At 58.7% G+C, this 17,471-nt stretch carries 20 protein-coding genes and 1 tRNA gene; 10 read left to right on the top strand and 11 right to left on the bottom strand.

Translation table 11 applies throughout. The features are described from left to right. Positions 1 to 114: 114 nt before the first annotated feature. The 6 genes from ABCS64_RS02900 to ABCS64_RS02875 form a co-directional block, all read right to left on the bottom strand. Positions 115 to 867 carry a DUF4336 domain-containing protein gene (locus ABCS64_RS02900; protein ID WP_418890432.1) on the bottom strand — a complete coding sequence of 251 codons (753 nt, stop codon included), beginning with the start codon at positions 865 to 867 and terminating at the stop codon, positions 115 to 117. A gap of 7 nt (positions 868 to 874) precedes the next feature. Beyond that, positions 875 to 1,651, bottom strand: coding sequence for a hypothetical protein (locus ABCS64_RS02895; protein WP_418890431.1), 777 nt, complete (start codon positions 1,649 to 1,651; stop codon positions 875 to 877). Between the two features lie 10 nt (positions 1,652 to 1,661). After that, complete coding sequence (locus ABCS64_RS02890; RefSeq protein ID WP_418890430.1) at positions 1,662 to 1,862, bottom strand: hypothetical protein; 201 nt, start codon at positions 1,860 to 1,862, stop codon at positions 1,662 to 1,664. Between the two features lie 898 nt (positions 1,863 to 2,760). After that, complete coding sequence (locus ABCS64_RS02885; protein WP_418890429.1) at positions 2,761 to 5,010, bottom strand: nitric-oxide reductase large subunit; 2,250 nt, start codon at positions 5,008 to 5,010, stop codon at positions 2,761 to 2,763. 941 nt (positions 5,011 to 5,951) lie between these two features. Continuing rightward, complete coding sequence (locus tag ABCS64_RS02880) at positions 5,952 to 6,578, bottom strand: DUF1269 domain-containing protein (protein ID WP_418890428.1); 627 nt, start codon at positions 6,576 to 6,578, stop codon at positions 5,952 to 5,954. A gap of 319 nt (positions 6,579 to 6,897) precedes the next feature. Then, positions 6,898 to 7,842: a LysR substrate-binding domain-containing protein gene (locus ABCS64_RS02875; protein ID WP_418890427.1), complete on the bottom strand. Its 945-nt coding sequence runs from the start codon at positions 7,840 to 7,842 to the stop codon at positions 6,898 to 6,900. A gap of 103 nt (positions 7,843 to 7,945) precedes the next feature. On the opposite strand from ABCS64_RS02875, the gene ABCS64_RS02870 reads away from it, so the two are divergent. Both ABCS64_RS02870 and ABCS64_RS02865 read left to right on the top strand, forming a co-directional pair. Then, positions 7,946 to 8,506, top strand: a complete 561-nt coding sequence (locus tag ABCS64_RS02870; protein ID WP_418890426.1) for an NAD(P)H-dependent oxidoreductase — start codon at positions 7,946 to 7,948, stop codon at positions 8,504 to 8,506. 13 nt (positions 8,507 to 8,519) lie between these two features. Beyond that, the gene (locus tag ABCS64_RS02865) at positions 8,520 to 8,819 is read left to right on the top strand and encodes a YciI family protein (RefSeq protein ID WP_418890425.1); all 300 of its coding nucleotides are present in this window, start codon (positions 8,520 to 8,522) and stop codon (positions 8,817 to 8,819) included. A 454-nt stretch (positions 8,820 to 9,273) separates the two neighbouring features. On the opposite strand, the gene ABCS64_RS02860 is transcribed toward ABCS64_RS02865, so the two are convergent. Both ABCS64_RS02860 and ABCS64_RS02855 read right to left on the bottom strand, forming a co-directional pair. Further along, positions 9,274 to 9,717 (bottom strand): hypothetical protein, encoded by a 444-nt coding sequence (locus ABCS64_RS02860; RefSeq protein ID WP_418890424.1) that lies wholly within the window; start codon positions 9,715 to 9,717, stop codon positions 9,274 to 9,276. Between the two features lie 264 nt (positions 9,718 to 9,981). Continuing rightward, positions 9,982 to 10,066, bottom strand: a tRNA-Leu gene (locus tag ABCS64_RS02855). Positions 10,067 to 10,200: 134 nt separating this feature from the next. Here ABCS64_RS02855 and hpnC point away from each other — a divergent pair. From hpnC to ABCS64_RS02835, 4 genes are all read left to right on the top strand, one after another. Beyond that, on the top strand, positions 10,201 to 11,010 hold the full coding sequence (hpnC, locus tag ABCS64_RS02850; protein ID WP_418890423.1) for a squalene synthase HpnC: 810 nt from the start codon (positions 10,201 to 10,203) through the stop codon (positions 11,008 to 11,010). Between the two features lie 57 nt (positions 11,011 to 11,067). Then, positions 11,068 to 11,901: a presqualene diphosphate synthase HpnD gene (gene hpnD, locus ABCS64_RS02845; protein ID WP_418890422.1), complete on the top strand. Its 834-nt coding sequence runs from the start codon at positions 11,068 to 11,070 to the stop codon at positions 11,899 to 11,901. After that, on the top strand, positions 11,886 to 13,346 hold the full coding sequence (gene hpnE / locus ABCS64_RS02840) for a hydroxysqualene dehydroxylase HpnE (protein WP_418890421.1): 1,461 nt from the start codon (positions 11,886 to 11,888) through the stop codon (positions 13,344 to 13,346). Before hpnD ends, hpnE begins: the two co-directional genes overlap by 16 nt. Positions 13,347 to 13,775: 429 nt before the next feature. Then, complete coding sequence (locus ABCS64_RS02835) at positions 13,776 to 14,804, top strand: site-specific integrase (protein ID WP_418890420.1); 1,029 nt, start codon at positions 13,776 to 13,778, stop codon at positions 14,802 to 14,804. A 32-nt stretch (positions 14,805 to 14,836) separates the two neighbouring features. On the opposite strand, the gene ABCS64_RS02830 is transcribed toward ABCS64_RS02835, so the two are convergent. The 3 genes from ABCS64_RS02830 to ABCS64_RS02820 form a co-directional block, all read right to left on the bottom strand. Beyond that, on the bottom strand, positions 14,837 to 15,187 hold the full coding sequence (locus ABCS64_RS02830) for a type II toxin-antitoxin system PemK/MazF family toxin (protein ID WP_418890419.1): 351 nt from the start codon (positions 15,185 to 15,187) through the stop codon (positions 14,837 to 14,839). Further along, positions 15,150 to 15,368: a hypothetical protein gene (locus tag ABCS64_RS02825; RefSeq protein ID WP_418890418.1), complete on the bottom strand. Its 219-nt coding sequence runs from the start codon at positions 15,366 to 15,368 to the stop codon at positions 15,150 to 15,152. Before ABCS64_RS02825 ends, ABCS64_RS02830 begins: the two co-directional genes overlap by 38 nt. Before the next feature lie 338 nt (positions 15,369 to 15,706). Continuing rightward, on the bottom strand, positions 15,707 to 15,832 hold the full coding sequence (locus ABCS64_RS02820) for a hypothetical protein (RefSeq protein WP_418890417.1): 126 nt from the start codon (positions 15,830 to 15,832) through the stop codon (positions 15,707 to 15,709). Between the two features lie 77 nt (positions 15,833 to 15,909). Here ABCS64_RS02820 and ABCS64_RS02815 point away from each other — a divergent pair, with 77 nt between their 5' ends. From ABCS64_RS02815 to ABCS64_RS02800, 4 genes are all read left to right on the top strand, one after another. Continuing rightward, the gene (locus ABCS64_RS02815) at positions 15,910 to 16,152 is read left to right on the top strand and encodes an antitoxin MazE family protein (RefSeq protein ID WP_418890416.1); all 243 of its coding nucleotides are present in this window, start codon (positions 15,910 to 15,912) and stop codon (positions 16,150 to 16,152) included. After that, positions 16,149 to 16,469, top strand: coding sequence for a type II toxin-antitoxin system PemK/MazF family toxin (locus ABCS64_RS02810; RefSeq protein ID WP_418890415.1), 321 nt, complete (start codon positions 16,149 to 16,151; stop codon positions 16,467 to 16,469). The genes ABCS64_RS02815 and ABCS64_RS02810 overlap by 4 nt, the downstream gene beginning before the upstream one ends. A 226-nt stretch (positions 16,470 to 16,695) precedes the next feature. Further along, a complete protein-coding gene (locus tag ABCS64_RS02805; RefSeq protein ID WP_418890414.1) occupies positions 16,696 to 16,956 on the top strand; it encodes an antitoxin in 261 nt (86 codons plus the stop codon). Further along, positions 16,953 to 17,351, top strand: coding sequence for a type II toxin-antitoxin system VapC family toxin (locus ABCS64_RS02800; RefSeq protein WP_418890413.1), 399 nt, complete (start codon positions 16,953 to 16,955; stop codon positions 17,349 to 17,351). The genes ABCS64_RS02805 and ABCS64_RS02800 overlap by 4 nt, the downstream gene beginning before the upstream one ends. The last annotated feature ends 120 nt before the right edge of the window (positions 17,352 to 17,471 follow it).

Raw genomic sequence — 17,471 nt, 5'->3', positions numbered from 1 at the left:
ATAATCTGCTTGTGTTGGTACGCCCCGCCGTACTGCCCGTACTGTCCTTGGCTCACCGCCTTGTCTCATTCCTATTTGCAACGATGCTATTTACGGGGACTACAAGTGATGCCGTCAATCCAGCCAGCGAAAGGCGCGGCGCAGTTCGGCGACGCCGTCTTTGTCGTAGCAGCGGCCATGCGCGAGGATGATGCGCTCCGGTTGCCAGGCGAGGATGTGCGCCAGTGCGGCACGGGCGGCAATTTTATCTTTGAAGGTGGCGCGCCAGTCGGGCGGGGTTTTGCCGTCCGGATCGGCGATGCCGCTGAGTTTCATCACGCCTGCCCAGAAACGGCTGGGGAATTTTGCGGTCTCGAAGTTTTCGATGAGGTCGGTGAGGATGAGGGTGCGGCTTGCGCGGTGGTAGAAGACGGTTTCGGTCATCACGCTGCTGCCGTGAAAAGGCAGTTGCGCGATATCCTCCGCCCAGTCCGGCGGTGCTTCTGCGCCGAGATCGGCAGCAAAGGTAACGCTGATATGTTGCGATGCCGCCCGCTCGCGTACGCCGGCGCTGGCCCAGGCTTTCGCCTGCGGATAGTGGCGCTGCCAGGCGGGGATATGGGCGTAGTGGATGCGGTTGGGCGAGACGAGGTGGCGTACCGGCCCAAGGACGTCAATAGCGGCAAGCAGTGCCGGATCGGGGGCAATGGGCGAATGGCACCACAGACTGCCGTCAGTTAGACGTACTACGGTCATGCGCGTGCTGAACGGGATGGTGAGGCCCAGCGGGAAGGCCATGCGGATGAGGCCGCCGTCGGCAATCCAAATGTTGTCGCCCCAGGGTTTTAGGGTATTGAGCGGCTGGTAGAGATGGAGCTGGGCTGGCATGAGGCGCTCAGCTATCGATGTTGTCGCCGCACGATTGTGCGCTTTGTGCGGCCTGTTCACGCCAGGCGCTGCCGTATTGCCGGTTGTTGTCTTGTTCGAGCGCGAAAACTGCGCTTTCCAGGGTGTTCCAGTCGTGCTGTTCGAGGATGGCGAGGGGCGGCAGCAGCATGCTGCTGCCAAAATGGCGGATGATGTGTTCTTCGTCGTATTCAAGCAGCAGGCGCAGGCGGCGGCGCAGGGTTGGCGGCGGACAAACGCCGAAGCGCACGGTATAGACGGTTTCTTCCCAGTCAGGCAGGGTGAGCGCCGTCAGCCAGTGGTATTCCTGATACCACACCAGCCAGTCGGTGAGCAGCGTCAGGAATTGGGTTTCCAGTGCGTCAGCGGCGTCTTGCGGCTGGCTCAGAACGTTGGCGACGAGTGCGGGCAGATGCAGCAGGATTTCGCGTTCGCGGTGGCGAATTTGCAGGGGTTCTTCGGGGAAGACGGTACTGCGGCACCAGGCAAAATCGAGGTGGGCGACCAGCGCTTCGCCGAGCAGTTGCGCGGTGAGGCGGACGGTATCGGCGGCGTCAGGGCAAAAAAGCGGTTGGAGCTGTTCGTAGTGCAGGTATTGTGCGGCACCGAACCATTCCAGCGGGCGGCTGTGTTGCAGGGCGCGCCCCTGCCACCGGCGCAGGCCGGGGGTGTTGTCCCAGGTGGTGAGGAAGGCGGTGAGCCGCGTCCGGCGCGTATCGTCGTCCGCAGGCGCTGCGGGTAGCGGTACGTTGTGGTAAGACGGCATGGGTGGTGTTTCAGCGGCCAAACAGCGCCGCGACCATGTCAGCTTCTTCTTCGGTGTAGGCTTTGCCGTTCAGACGCACGGCGAGGGCGTATTCGCCGCTAAGGCCCTGCGCGGCGCGGATCTCCCGCCAGCCTTGCAAGCGCTCTTGCGAGCTTTCTGCGTTTTTCAGTTTGCGGAGGGTGTGGAGAGTTTCTCTGTTTTCGTCTTGCATGGGAGCTCCGTAGTCGTGGTAGAGGTGGTTGCGGTCAAGCAAGATAATATTAATCCTAGCAATCAAGCCAAGAAAGTGGCGCCGTACAGAGCAGACAGTACAGCACTCCGAAGAAGCGCGCCAATACGCTCAGATGATTTTCCCGGATGTAGATAAACCGCAACGGACGACGCGGCCATGGAAACCATCACCCTCGCAGAGCACGTCTCCGACTTCGCCAGCGCGCGGGCCATCCTACTCGCCGCCCTCAAGCAAGCCCCCCTGCCCGACTGGGGTAAAACCTGCACCGATGGACAACCCCCAAAACTCCGATTGCGGCCGCCCGCCAGCCCAGTGTTTACGCGGGTTTCCGGCCTGTCTATCCGCAAGCACCTATTTACGTGGGTTTCAGGCTGGCCTGTCTTCAATTCGCTTATTTACGGGCACTTCCGGTCTATCTATCTTCAATCTCACTGTTTTTTGGTATTTCCGGGCGACCTATCCGCAAGCCCACTATTTACGTGGGCTTCCAGCATGCATGCCGGCAAACGCCCGATTGACAAGGGCTGCAGAAGCAACCGGGCTGGCATGCCCAAAAGACGCGGGGTTTAGGCCGACTGATCATTCCGTTCTGCTACGGCCAGCTGGCTTATGCTTGACCATATCACTGGCGCACCGCCGACCGCAGGAGCAAAGCGTAAGGCGATCTATTCAGTGCGTTGAAGCCAGCTGCATCGCCGGCGCTCGGGTGAAGTATCACCGTCCGAAGCGCGGCCGCCGCGACCGAAGAACGGCAACAACGCCTGCCCCGCAGCCCGCGTAAAACGGGCATCTCCGGAGGGGCTGCCCGCAAGCCCTTGTAAGCAGGGAATCTCCGAGGAGATGCCCTATCCACGCGAGTTTCGGAGGAAGTACCCGATCAGGCCGCGCTGGCGCGGTTCCTGCTGAACACCATCCAGGTGGCCTGCCAGGCGATGCAGCAGCCGCCAGCGATAAACACCAGGTCGGGCAGCGTGCGTATCCAGCGCAGGAGCACTAAGGATTCCTGCTGCATAAAGGCTTCGCTGCGCGCCATCCACAAACCGTCGGTAATGGCGGCGTGGATCTGGATCACGCCGATCGGCAGCAGGCTGGCGGCGATCATTCCGGCCAGGCCGAGGTTCAACAGCCAGAAGCCGCTGCTCATCAGCCTTTCGTTGAACTCGTAGTCCGGCCTCAGGTAGCGCGCCACCAGCAGCACGAAGCCCAGCGCCAGGAAGCCATACACGCCGAACAGAGAGGCGTGGGCATGTACGGCGGTGGTATTCAAGCCTTGCAGGTAGAACAAAGAAATCGGCGGGTTAATCAGGAAGCCGAAGACGCCGGCGCCGAGCATGTTCCAGAAGGCCACAGCGACGAAGCACATCAGCGGCCAGCGCAGGCGCTTCATCCACGGCGTGGCGTGCTGGTAAGACCAATGCTCGTGCGCTTCTTTGCCGAGCAGGATCAGCGGCACAACTTCCAGCGCGGAGAACGACGCGCCGACGGCCATGATCGGCGTTGAGGTGCCGGAAAAATATAGGTGGTGGAACGTACCCGGCACGCCGCCGACCATGAACAGCGAGGCGGCGACCAGCGAGGCCACAGTTGCCGAAGTGCGGCTGACCAGCCCCAGGTTGTAGAAAATGAAAGCCAGCGCCACGGTGGCAAACACTTCAAAGAAGCCTTCCACCCATAGGTGCACCACCCACCAGCGCCAGTATTCCATCACGGTCAGGCTATCGTGCTCGCCGTAGAACAGGCCGGGTGCATAGAACACGCCCACGCCGACCATGGAGGCCACAAAAATAGCCAGCAGGTTTTTGTCGCCGCCGCTGCGGAACGCTTCGACCGTGCAGCGCAGCATCAGGAACAGCCACAGCAGGAGGCCAACCATCAGCAGAATCTGCCAGAAGCGGCCTAAATCTAGGTATTCATAGCCCTGGTGGCCGAACCAGAAATTCAAGTGCGCCGGCATGGCGTGGGTCAGGGCTAGGAAGTTGCCGCCGTAGGAGCCGCCGACCACGATAAACAGCGCGACAAACAACGCATTGACGCCCAGCGCCTGGAATTTCGGGTCCTTCCCGCCATTGACGACCGGCGCCAGAAACAGGCCGGCGGTCAAAAAGCCGGTGGCAATCCAGAAAATAGCCGACTGCAAGTGCCAGGTGCGCACCAGCGCATACGGGAACCAGTCGGACAGCGGGATGCCGTAGAAATGCTGGCCTTCCAGCGTATAGTGCGCCGTCAGTCCGCCGAGGAAAATCTGCACGACAAACAGCGCCACGGTCAGGAACACATATTTGCCCAGCGCCCGCTGCGACGGCGTCAGATGCACCTTGCTGATCGGGTCGCTTTCCGGCAGTTGCGGGTCAGGATCGTGCCTGCGCAAGAAAGACCAGCCCCACACCAGCAGGCCGACGCCGGTCAACAGAAACACGATGCTGGCCACCGACCACATCACGTTTTCGGCCGTCGGCACGTTGTTGATCAGCGGCTCGTGCGGCCAGTTGTTGGTATAGGTAGCGTGGTAATCCGGGCGGTTGGTGGCGGAAGCCCACGCCGTCCAGAAGAAGAAATCCGTTAGCCGCTGGCGGCGCGTTTCGTCCGGCAGCGTGTTGTTTTTCATGGCGAAGTGATCGCGCGCCTTTTCCATCGACGGATCGGCGCCATACAGCGTGATGTAGTACGGCGCAACGGCCTTGATTGCCTTGATGCGGGTATCGCTCAGCACCACCTTGCCGTCGGCGCCCATGCGGCTGCCGTTACGGTATTCCTCCACCATGGTGGTTTTCAGCGCGGCCTGCTGCCCTGCATCCAGCTCGGCAAATGGCTTGCCGTGCTGGTTCTGCGCGGAAATATCCAGCCAGGCCAGCAGCTCGCGGTGCAGCCAGTCGGCCGTCCAGTCCGGCGCCTGATATGCACCGTGCCCCATAATCGAGCCGAGTTCCATGCCGCCGGTGCTCTGCCAGGCGGATTGACCGGCCAGAATATCATCGCGGCTGATGACGGTTTGCCCGTCAGACGACACATAGGCCTCTGGGAACGGCGGCGCCTTACGGTACACCTCTACGCCAAAATAGCCCAGGATCGAGAAAGTGATCGTTAAAACAGCGATGAGTAACAACCATAATTTCTTGTATTGCCCCATGACCCGTTCCCCCTAGGTTAGTTTGTGCCAGTTACAACAATGAAGCACTGCATGGCGAGCCGGATAATTTTCCGAAAGCCCGTTGCCAAATCACCTCGCCCGGCACCCATGCAGCAAACAGCCAGAGCGTATTAAACAGCAGACAAGCCAAGCTGAAAAGCCCCATTGCAAGCGCGGTGAGAGGCATGGCCGGAAACGCCCGTTTTACGCGGGGTTCGGGGCAGGTGGTGTTGCGTGTCTTCGGTCGGGCTGCGCTTCGGAAGGTAATGCCTCACCCACGCGGCCGGCGGAGCGTCAGTGATATGGGTCAGGCATAAGCCTACCGGCCGCAGCGGAACGGAATGATCCGTCGGCCTAAACCTCGCGTCTTTTGGGCGTTCCAGCCCGGTCGCTTCTGAAGCCCTTGTCAATCGGGCATTTGCGGGTAGGCAAGCCGGAAGTACCCGTAAACACTGGGCTGGCGGGTAGCTCCTCTGGAGATGCCCGTTTTACGCGGGGGTTGGGGTAGGTGTCGTTGCGGTTCCAGTCACGGCGACTGTGCTTCGGTAATGCTTCACCCGATGAGGCGCGCTAATACATTCCGGTTATTTTTGGGCTTTGGTGGCTGCTTTGATGAGATGGCAGCGGATGGTTTTCGGGCTGCATTCATGCTGTTCCGCGAATTTTGAGATGCGGAAAGGGGATTCTTTGCGTTCAAGGGCTTTTAGCTCCCGGGAGTTTTACAGAGCGTAAGGCCTCCAGAGATTTTCAGCATGAATTTGTCCGGCGCCCCGCAGAAAAACAGACTCCGGCCCAAAAAAATATCACTGATAATTTATTGTTGATAGCCACAATTCAATAAAAGACCGTCTAAAAACAATGCCTAGACGGTCTGCGGCGGAGAAAGCCGCCCTACGCGGGGTGTGCGGGCGGCTTCCGAGGGAGCGACGGGGCGTCCAGTCTTATTTCTTCAGTTTGGCGGCCAGTTCGTCAAACTTCTGTTTGATGTCGGCTTTGAATGCGTCCAGTTTTTCCCGGCGTTCAGCCTTGCGCTGTTTTTTCCACGCCTCATGCGCCTGCCGCGCCACTTCCTGCTGCGCCTCCACGGCGGCCAACACGTCCTGTTGTGCGGCGGCGGCATCCTGCCGCAGGATGGTGGTTTGAAAGCGGTTGAAGAACGCATCCAGCACGGCTTCGTCGGCTTCCTGCGCCAGAATGATCACGGCAGTGCTGCCATCGTCCAGCTTGCGAGCCGTATTTCCCAAAAGCAGGGCGTCGCCGGCGGTCTCGGCCGTCCCCGTATTGCCGCCGATGAGCGCGCCTGCCGTGCCGCCCAAAATGACGCCCAGCGGGCCCGCAAGCACGCCCACCAGCGCGCCAATCAGGCCGCCCGTCCACGCGCCTTCGGCAGTTCTGGCGGTGAAGTCGGCGCTTTCGGCGGGAATGATCAGGCCGTTTTCCTTCTTGATCAAAACAGCCTGAGCAATCAGCGTATCAGCGGTCTGCGTGTAGGCTTTCAATTCGGAAAACGCCTGATACGCCTCGCTGGGCACATCGAACAAGGCAACGATAATATTCTGTTTCATCATACTTACTCCTGTTTGGGTTGCAGGGAATACATACCAGAGCATGCCTGGTCATTATAGCCACCGGAATTTTTCAGGCTTTTTTGCTTTTCCGGCAGGTGGCCACTGCCGGGCACGGTACTTGTTATATGGATTAGCGACCCCGATGCTTCCTGATACTTCCCCGATGCACGCCGCCGCTCGGACGGACGGATGCGCTGATAGCGCGGCGGCAAATCTGCCGCCGCAGCCCCAAGGTTGTTTCGGCACGCAAATGCTGATCCATTGCGCGCTTGCCGAACAGGACAAGGTTTAAACACGACCAGCCCCGCAAGCCCGGCGTTTACGCTGTTTGGCGGCCACCCTTATGCCGCCTGACATCCATCCCAATCATTCCCGTCCGCCCGAGCAAGTAGTCAATCAGCACCTGCACGCGCCGCGCTTTCTGCGCGTGCCGGCGGTAATAGAGGTATACCGGCGGATAGCGGCGCCAGTAGGGTTCGAGGACAGGGATGAAGGCGTCGCGGTCGGCCTGCCGGTCGCGGATGGGCTCGAAGATGCGGGCGATGGCGAGGCCGTCGCGCACGGCGTCGTTCATCACCTCGATGTCGTTGCAGATGAGCGGCGACGGCATGGTCACGCTGATGTCCTGCCCGTCTTCGTGCAGGGTCAGCGGGTAGAGGTGGTTCGCGGTCACGAAGCGGTAGGCGACGAGGCGGTGGTGCAGCAGGTCGGCGGGCGTCTGCGGCGTGCCGTGCGCATCGAGGTAGGCGCGGCTGGCGTAGAGTCCCTCGCGCATCGCCGGATAGAGCGGGCGGGCGACGACGCCGTCTTCCAGCGCGTTGCCGAAGCGGATGCCGAGATCGAAACCGCTGCTGATGAGGTCGATGGTGCCGTCATGAATGGAGATTTCCAGTTGCAGCTGCGGGTAGCGGCGGCAGAAGTCGGCAAAAACAGGGCGCAGGATGAGCTGGTAGGCGAAGCGCGACAGGGTGATGCGCACGCAGCCCGACGGTTCATCGCCCGCCTGCCGCGCCTCGTCCACCGCCTGATGCAGGGTGAGCAGGGCGTCGGCGGTGCGCGCCAGCAGTTGCTCGCCCGCCTCCGTCAGATGGATGCTGCGCGTGCTGCGGATGAAAAGCGGCACGCCGATTTTCGCTTCCAGCTGTTTCAGCCCCTGACTGGCGGACGGGGTGGTAATGCCGAGCTGGCGCGCGGCGGCGGTGATGCTGCCCGCAGCGGCGATAAGGCGGAAGAGATTGAGTTGGGCGTAGATGCTGTTGTCCATAAGATTGTGTGGTTTGGGCTAAGAGTGTTTCAGGCAGTTTGCGGCTAATCATCATAATCCCGCCTGCCTATACTGCGCCGCGTCATTTCACTACGAGGTTTTTATGAAAAACATCCTGATCATCTCCGGCCATCCCGACCTCGGCACCTCCGTCGCGAACGCCACCATTCTCAACGAAGTCGCGAGAGCCCTGCCCGAGGCGGAAATCCGCCGCCTGGACAGCCTCTACCCCGACTACCGCTTCGACATCGCCGCCGAACAGAATGCGCTGCGCCGGGCCGACGTCATCGTCTTCCAGTTTCCCTTCTCGTGGTACAGCGTGCCTGGTCTGCTGAAACTGCGGCTGGACGAAGTCTTCCTGCACGGCTTCGCGCACGGCTCGACCGCCGAACTGGGCGGCAAAAAACTGCTGCTCTCCTTCACCACCGGCGCGCCCGCCGCCGCCTACCAAAAAGACGGCTTCTTCAAGCACACCATCGACGACTTCCTGCCGCCGTTTGCGACGCTCGCGACCCTGTGCAACCTCGACTTCGTCGCGCCCATCTACACCTGCGGCATCAGCTACGTTGGCCGTGAAGACACCGCCGCCATCAACACGCAGAAAGACCAAGCCCGCGACCACGCCGCCCGCCTGATTGCGAAAATCAGGGAAATCGCCGCCTAAACCAGGAGAACCCATGTACATCATCAACATCACCGTCAACGCCGACCTGCCCGCCGACAAACACGAAAAAATGTTTGCCGAACACGCCGCCTGGTTCAAAAAACACTTCGCCGCCGGCCACTTCCTCATGCTCGGGCCGTACATCGATTCCGACGCGCACGACGGCGTGATCTTCGCCCACGTCAAAGACCGCGCGGAACTGGACAAAATCCTCGCTGAAGACTGCTACTACCCGGATTTCGCCGCTTACGAAATCCGCGAATTCGCGCCGAGGATGATTGCCGAGGATATCGGCAAGGCAAAAATGGCCTGATATATCGTTTCAAATAGAGGGTTGGGACAAGGCGAGCCGAAAACAGTACAGATAGTAAGTGTGGGTTTCCCATAAAAATTGCGCAACGTTTTTTATGGGTGCCCGGTCAGGCTTACCGACACCGTATCAGTTCTATTTGAAACGACGATAAAAACGGACGGTTCGCCGTCCGCTTTTCTTTAGAGAGGTCTCCCGGCGCGATAAACATGGACCTGCGGAGGACGGGCTTCAGCCCATCGCTTGCTCACGCGATTATTTTCTTAAAAACCGCCAGGCGAGATAAACACGGCCCCCGCCAGGTCGCAGCATGATTTATTCGAACCCAACCTTTCGGATGCCTGCTCGCTGCACGCGCTATTTCAGCCCCACAGGGCGAAGTTTTTATCGCGTAATTTTCCGGGTACGGGAGCCGGTATAGAAAACGGGGCAGACCCCCGTTTTTGGCATCACATTTTTATTTGCGGATTTTCCAGTTGCCCTTGCCTTTTCCTTTGATCAGGCGGACTTTGCCGTCTTTGGATTTGTAGCCGCCCTTGCCGGCGTTCAGGATGAGGCCTTCCGGCAGGTCGGCGGCGAAGACTTCGGCTTTTTTCTTGTCCTGAGACAGGATGACGTATACGGCAAGGGTGTCATTGGCTGGGTCGATCAGACGAATATCGGCGATGTCGAAGACTTGCACGCATTCGCTGCGTATGGCTGACCAGGTCTGCCCGGCAGATGGCAGGCAGCCATGTGCATCTTTTTCACCGCCCACCGGTCGCTCGACGGCTTGCTGTGCTGCGGCGGCATCTGCCTTTGGCGGGACGGGCGCTGGGTCTGCCGGCGAGTTCTTGTTACCGCCGCCGCAGGCAGCGAGTAAGCAGGTAATAGCAAGTAGAGACAATGCGCGTTTTTTCATTGTTTCCTCCGTAGATTGAAAAGAATCTCGGCACATCAGCGACCTGATGACAATCTGCATTGCAGCGGTGTTTTTCGGCATTTGCGACATTAGAAATGCTCACGAGGTTTTTCAGCCTTGTTGCGTTTTTTGCCTTGCATAAGAAGCGCAATGCATTAATTGCGTCACCCTCGTCTGAAGGTCTACTGATTTAGGGGATCAGGCAACATCAGGTCAGCGACCATGTGCGGTACGCCTGCCCCTACCAGTGGTCAGGCTGCAAACTGGTGCGAGAGAAGGGACTCGAACCCCCACGCCTTGCGGCGCTGGAACCTAAATCCAGTGCGTCTACCCATTCCGCCACTCTCGCCTTGTGGCGGCAATTTTACTGCATAAAAGCCCTATACTCCTACCCTGAAATACTGAAATTTCAGTCATGCTGTCGAGCCGATCAGTTTTTTGTTTTTTCTTGGTCTTGCACAACCCGTCACCAGGCTGCCACTCATGCCCGTTGAACATTACGAGAATTTTCCTGTTGCCTCTCTCCTGCTGCCCCGGCGGCTGCGCCGGCCCATCGAAATCATCTACCAATTCGCGCGCAGCGCCGACGATATTGCCGACGAAGGCGATACCAGCAACGAAACCCGGCTGGCTAGCCTAGATGCCTACCACGCCGAGCTAGATCGCATCGAAGGCGGTCAGACGCCAGACACAGCCCTGTTTCGGGCGCTGGATCAGGTGATCCGGGAATGGCGACTGCCGCTCGCGCCTTTCCGCGACCTGCTCGACGCTTTTGCCCAGGATGTGGTCAAGCAACGTTATGCTGATTACCCGGAATTGCTCAACTACTGCCGCCGCTCGGCCAATCCCGTCGGTCGCTTGTTGCTCCATCTGTTTGATTGTACCGATGCGGAAAACCTGTACCGTTCCGACTGCATCTGTACGGCCTTGCAGCTCACCAATTTTTGGCAGGACATCGCCGTCGACTGGCAGAAACAGCGCGTCTATCTGCCGCAAAGTGATCTGATCCGCTTCGGCATCGATGAGCGCCAGATTGCCGAAGGCCGCTGGAGCGAAGCTTGGGCCGCGCTGCTTGATTTTCAGATCGAACGCAGCGAAGCGCTAATGTATGCGGGCTCACCGCTCGTTCATTCTTTGCCCGGGCGCATAGGCTGGGAAATCCGCCTGACCATTCAGGGCGGCTTACGTATTCTTGAACGCATTCGCCAGGCACGCGGCGATATTTTTCACCGGCGGCCGCGCCTGGGCGTGTATGACTGGGTGCGGCTGGCCGGCCGAGCGCTGTTTATGTAAAAATCCAGCTTCCCTACAGATCAGATCCCGCCAACTGCTTACAGCCAGCCAAGCGCCATGTCGCCAAACGCATATTGCCAGCAGAAAGCCGCCGCCAGCGGTTCGAGTTTTTATTACAGCTTCACTTTCCTGCCGCCGGAACGGCGGCAGGCGATCACTGCACTCTATGCTTTCTGCCGCGAAGTAGATGACATCGTTGATGAAGGCGGCGATGTGCACACGGCCGCCGCACAGCTCGATGCCTGGCGCAGTGAAATCGAACGCCTCTATGCCGGCACGCCGCGGCATCCCGTCGCACAGGCGCTGGGCGAAGCGATGACGCATATTTGCCTGCCCAAAGAACACCTGCTGGAAATCATCGACGGTATGGCCATGGATTTGCACGAAGGGCGTTATCCAGACTTCAAGTCGCTGCTGCTCTATTGCCACCGCGTAGCCGGGGTCGTCGGCTTGCTGGCAGCAGAAATTTTTGGCTATCAGAATCAACGCACGCTCAAATATGCGCACGACCTGGGCATCGCTTTCCAGCTGACCAACATCCTTCGCGATATTGGCGAAGATGCCCGACGCGGCCGTATCTACCTGCCGCTCGACGAACTCGCCCGCTTTTCCGTGACGGCAGAGGATATTCTTGGCGCGCACGACTCTCCCGCATTTCATCGCCTGATGGCCTTCCAGATCGAACGCGCCGAACGTTATTACGAGCAGGCGCTGGAGCAGTTGCCTCCCTGCGATCGCAAGGCGCAACGCCCTGGCCTGGTGATGGCAGCCATCTACCGCGCCGTGCTGGAGGAGATCAAACGGCGCGGCGGGCAAACGCTCACGCGGCGTATCTCGCTCACACCACTGCGCAAACTCTGGATTGCCTGGCACACATGGTTCAAGGCTTAGGACCTCAGGGGGCATACACTCAGTCCCTGGAATACACCGGCAGCCCCCTTCGCACCGCGCTGTCGGTCGCTATCATCGGCGGCGGTTGGGCCGGGCTTGCCGCCGCCGTCGAACTGTGCACGGCCGGCGCCTCCGTCACTGTGTACGAAGCCGCGAAGCAACTGGGCGGCCGCGCTCGCAGTGTCGCCATCGACGGGCGTGTACTCGATAACGGCCAACACATCCTGATCGGCGCGTATCGCGAAACCTTGCGCTTGATACGGCACGTGCACCGTAACATCGACAAGTGTAAGGAAGCGCAGGCAGACCACGCCAGCAGCAACGCTGGGCACCAGCTCTCCACCCTGTTCCATCGCCTGCCGCTGACCCTGCAACATCCTGCCGGAAACTTTCGCCTGCGTCTGCCGCCTTTGTGGCTGCCGCTTCCGGCGCCATTGCCGCTGGCAATCGGTTTACTCGGTGCACGAGGCGTTACGCTCGCCGAGAAACTTTCCGCCGCCCGCTTCATACGTGGCTTGCAAGCCCTCGACTACCGGCTAGATGCGGACAGCAGCGTAACCTCACTGCTCGACCACACCGGGCAGGCCGGGGCGTTACGCCGCATGCTCTGGGAACCGTTGTGTCTAGCCGCACTCAACACCCCACCGGAACACGCCTCAGCGCAAATTTTCGCCAATGTGCTGCGTGACAGCCTCGGCGGCGACCGGTACGCCACCGACCTGCTCTTGCCCGCTGTCGATCTGGGGCGGCTTTTCCCCGACGCAGCCGCAACATTCATCGCAGCGCACGGTGGCCGCATCCGTTTTTCCTGCCGTATCGAACATATGACACGGAACAGACAGCACTGGTGTATCGGAGACGAATCATTCGACCACGTCATCATCGCTACCGCGCCGCAGCACGCCGTGCCGCTGCTGACGGAACATATAGAAACACATTCTGTCGCCACACAGCTTGGCGCCTATGATTACGAGCCAATCGGCACCGTTTACGCCGCGTACCCGCCAGAAGTCCGACTACCCGCGCCGATGCTCGGCTTGAGCGACGCGGCGGGAAACAACTTGGGCCAATGGGCATTCGATCACGGTCGGCTTTACCGCACACCGGGTCTCATCGCCTTCGTTCTGAGTGCACGCGGACGTTGGGACGAACGCGATAACGCTACACTAATGGTCGCGCTGCACCAGGAACTTCAAACCGCTCTGCGCCAACAGCTACCCTTCCCTGTCTGGCATAAGACCTTGCGTGAACGCCGTGCTACTTTTTCCTGCCGCCCCAATCTGTTTCGCCCAAACACCAGTACCTCGCTGCCTGGACTCCACCTTGCCGGCGACTACGTTTGTGCCGACTACCCCGCCACGCTTGAAGGCGCCGTGCGCAGTGGCATCCAGGCTGCCAGAAGCATTCTCGCCGCATCGCCCATACCGCCTCTACCACTGGGCTGAGGCTGAGCAAGCCCAAACACGCATCATCAGCGATACATCTTCTGCAAACGGCTCCCTAATAACTGGCCGGATACGGGTAAGTATTTCGTCAGGTTATTTGTAGGCATCCTGTCATTCCCATGCCACACGCGCCTACAATCGTGCCTACAGATTCGCCATGTAGAACGGTTCTTTTGTGTTGCCCCTCTCTTGTTGCCTGTGTTGGCAATCGTGGATAAAAAATCGCCCGAAACCCTTATTTACCTGGGGTTCGGGCGTTTCTTGTGGGTAATGTTTTTATTCTGGCGGAGAGAGGGGGATTCGAACCCCCGTCAGGGTGTTACCCTGAACACGCTTTCCAGACGTGTCTTAAATGCCTCAACCACGGGACTTACGGGGTATTTTGGTATATATTGTCACAAATTTGTCACACTGATAGGATGTACCCCCATGGCTACGATTCGAAAAAGAGGTGAATATCAATGGCAGGCGCAAATCAGACATAAGGGCTTCCCGCTCCAGACTAAAACGTTCAATTACCGGGAAGATGCCGAGAAATGGGCAAGAGCCGTTGAACGGGAAATGGACGCAGGCAGTTTCACCAGCAGCAATGTGGCGGAGCGAACCACACTGCGCGAACTCATCGAGGATTTCAAGACGGAGTTTGCGCCAATGCATTACCGGCAGCGCGAAGACCGTAAAGAGGCATGGCGGTTCCAGCTTGCGCGCATTGAGGAAGCCTTGGGCGACTACAGCCTGGCTTCGCTTGATCAGCGCCTGGTTGCCGGTTTCCGCGACCAACGGCTCAAAGGCAGCGCCCGTCGCCCGGCCGCGGGAGAATCAACGGTGCGCAAGGAGCTTTACATGCTGTCTAAAGTGCTTGGGTTTGCTCAGACCGAAAAAGGCATCACGCTCCCGCGCGGCAATCCGGTCGACAAAATCCGCAAGCCCAGAGAGTCTAAAGGCCGGGAACGCCGTCTATCACAAGAGGAATGGGAGGCGCTCTCCAAGGAATGCCGCGCAAGCCGGAATCCCTGGCTATGGCCTTCCGTGACTCTGGCTGTCGAAACCGCTATGCGTCAGGGCGAACTACTAGCCCTTGAGTGGAAGAACATCGACTTGAAACGACGCCTTGCTTTGTTACCGATAACCAAGAATGGGGAAACACGGGTGGTTCCACTTTCTCCCGCCGCTTTAAAAGCGCTGAAAGCCTTGCCGCGCTCTTTGAGCGGCCGGGTGATTCCCGTCGGCAGAGTAACGTTGTACAGCGCCTTTGGCGCCGCCTGCCAGCGCGCGGAAATTGCCGACATGACGTTTCATGACCTGCGGCACGAAGCCCTGTCGCGGCTGGCCGAACGCGGCGATTTTTCCGTGCTTGAGCTGGCCGCTATCAGCGGCCACAAGACGCTACAGGTCTTGAAGCGCTACACTCACCTGCAAGCGGAAAAACTGGCCGCCAAGCTGGCCGGGCAAGGCTAGCGCTAAAGTAGAATCAGATGTGCTGGCTATATCTATTTCGGCAATGCCAGATGTACCTTGATAGCATCCTCGACGGCCAACATATCAGCCTTTGAAAGCGTCCCTAGCTGGCCTTTGAGCCGAGTTTTATCGGCAGCCATAATCTGATCCGCCATCGCTTTACTGCTTTGCCCGGCAACCGTTACCAGTGCTTCGCCAGGATATTGCCGCCCGGTGTTACTGGTCATGGGTACAACCACAACCCGCGCCAAATGCCGATTGGCGGCATCGTTACTTACAATGACCGCTGGGCGTGTTTTGCGTATTTCGCTACCGACGGACGGATCGAACTCAACCCACCAGACTTCACCGCGCCGCATCGGCCATGTCCCCTGCCAGCGCATTGCACCATTCCAAGGCTTCGGCTTCGCGTGCCTCGTCGGCGGCCATTGCCCGATAGCCTTCGTCAAGGGAAGTGTCGACCACATGCGGGCGTACCAAATCTTCGATAAACTGGCTCATGCGCCGTCTACCGACAGTCCGGTAAAGCCCTTCGTAGACAGCTTCATCAAGTGTAATCGTCATTTTCCGGTGCATATCAATCTCTCATACACTGAATACGTATTACATTATAGAAGTGTTGATAAATCCGGGCAAGACGTGATGCTCCGCGCGGCAAAAAATCCCAACTCAAAAAACAAAAAGTGTGTGTGCCTTTCGCAGGCGCATGTGCCCGCGCCGGACGGCGGCGCGGCCTTGATGCGCTGCGCATCAAGGTTCGCACGCATGCGCCTGAACACGCATCCGAAACCCCGCCACCCTCTCGGGCTGGCGGCGAATGCTGCTCATTCGGAACATAAACGCCGCAGCTTGTCTATAAATGGAAAGCGGATCGGGGACACAAGCGGCTGAGGACTCTTCTGTTACCCAAGACGCAGCAGATCGTCGGTCACGGCAATCACTGTGTTCGTCAGGTCGATGAGGCCGAAGCCGCGAACCCGAGAAGCTTCAAGCCGTTTTACGTAAAAGCGGAAAAACTGGCCGGGCAAGGGTAATCTCCACACCGTACCCAAAGAGATGGGCAAGGCAGCATTAAGGCTCAAACCTTGGTATCATGTAACCTTACATGATACGTAAGGAGATTCCCGTGGCTACAGCCAGGCAAGTGACTGACAAGGTAGATCGGCACCGTCAGCGTATGCGTGCTGCGGGGTTTCGTCCTGTTCAGTTTTGGGTTCCGGATACGCGAACCGATGATTTCGTGGAACGCATACGCCAACAGTGCCTGAAGTTAAAGGGCGACGAGGCAGAGTTGAATGCGCTAAGGTTTGCCGAAGAGGCTGCAGGGCAGATTGAGGGCTGGCAGTGAAACGGGGTGATCTCGTTACGATTTCGCTACCAGGGGACTACGGCAAACCCCGTCCTGCCCTTGTTGTGCAGTCGAATCTACTGGCCGAATTGGAAAGTCTCGTGATTTGCCCAATTACCAGCGCCGTGCGTGATGCCGCTTTCCGTGTCACCGTTGAACCGGACAACGCCAATGGCTTGCGCGTGCTTTCCCAGGTAATGGTGGATAAGCTATCAACCTTGCCTCGGTCGAAGATCAGCGAGCCTTTTGGAGGGCTCGACGATGAGCGGATGAAGGCGGTAGATCGCGCCTTGCTTCTCGTCGTTGGGCTGATTTAAATTATTTTCCACTGCGTCAAGTGACTTGGCACGCCAATTTTCCCGTAAGACAAAACCGATCCTGTAAACAATAAAAACCGTGCAGGCGCAATCACAAACCCCACCCTGCCCTGGTTGTGCGTTGTGCAGTCGAAGCAACCTGCCGGAATCTAATGAGATATATCTTGATATATCTCATTTACTAAAATACACTTTGATATATGCCTGCTTGAAGGAAGTTTTAATCGTGAGCCAAGTCGCCAAACTGTTTATTAATGGCCGTAGTCAGGCGGTGCGGCTACCAGCGGCCTACCGATTCGACACTAAGGAGGTTTTTATCCGGAAGGATCAGGAAACCGGGGATGTGATTTTGTCGCGCAAACCCGCAACCTGGGATGGTTTCTTTGCCGCGCTCAAGGAAGCCCATGTACCCGCCGACTTCCTGGATGAAAAGGAACGCAGCCAGGGAATACATGACCGCGATCCGTTCGAGGATTACCAGGAATGAAGCATTACATGCTGGACACCAACATGGTGAGCCATCTGCTGAAAGCGCATCCGGCCGTTGTCAACCGGGTAGTTTCCGCCCCCATGGCGGCGCTTTGCATCTCGGCGATCACCGAGGGAGAAATCTTTTTTGGCCTGGCCAAACGGCCGCAGGCAAAGCGACTTCAGCGCGCAGTGCAGGAACTCCTGCGACGTGTCGATGTATTTCCCTGGGATGGCGCCGCAGCCGAATGTTACGGGACACTGCGCGCTGGCATGGAACGGCATGGCCTTATTCTCGCACCGCTGGATTTACTAATCGCCGCGCATGCATCTGCCGTCGGCGCTGTGCTGGTCACGGACGATCAGGCATTTTACCAGGTCAGCAATTTGCAAGTGGAGGACTGGACGAAATAATCCCTGTTCTACAAGAAATAAAAAAGTGTGTGTGCCTTTCGCAGGCGCATGCGCCCGCGTCGGGAAGTGACATGGCCTCGCGTAGCGAGGACAGCGCAGAAAGCTGAAACACGGATCGGC

Origin of the sequence: Dentiradicibacter hellwigii (assembly GCF_041770905.1) — a bacterium.
GTDB lineage: Bacteria > Pseudomonadota > Gammaproteobacteria > Burkholderiales > Rhodocyclaceae > Propionivibrio > Propionivibrio hellwigii.
This window is presented reverse-complemented; position numbering and strand designations above follow the sequence as displayed.